This is a genomic window from Pseudomonas sp. EL_65y_Pfl2_R96 (assembly GCF_963970905.1).
Taxonomy (GTDB): domain Bacteria; phylum Pseudomonadota; class Gammaproteobacteria; order Pseudomonadales; family Pseudomonadaceae; genus Aquipseudomonas.
On record NZ_CAXAQH010000452.1, the window covers coordinates 1 to 259 of the forward strand.

Annotated in this window: 1 protein-coding gene; it reads right to left on the bottom strand. The window is 64.1% G+C overall.

The features are described from left to right. Window positions 1-259, bottom strand: a 259-nt coding sequence (locus tag AACY49_RS31535; RefSeq protein WP_339528284.1) for an RHS repeat domain-containing protein, incomplete at both ends; no start/stop codon positions are given.

Genomic DNA, 259 nt, shown 5'->3' on the forward strand with positions numbered 1-259 from the left:
TGGCCGCAGGCGTCGTAGGCATAACGCAAGGTGCCCCAGCCCTGATGCTCGGTGATCAGGCGGTCCTGCTGGTCGTACTCGAATTCCAGCGGATGGTCGTGGCCGTCGTCGACACTGGTCAGTCGGCCCAGCGAGTCGTAGCGATAGTCGACCTGGATGCCGTCGGGCAGGGTCTTGGTCAGCAACCGTCCGGCCGAGTCCCGTTGATACCCCGTAACCCGCTGCGAGCCGTCATCGCCGAACTCGGTTTTCTCCAGCA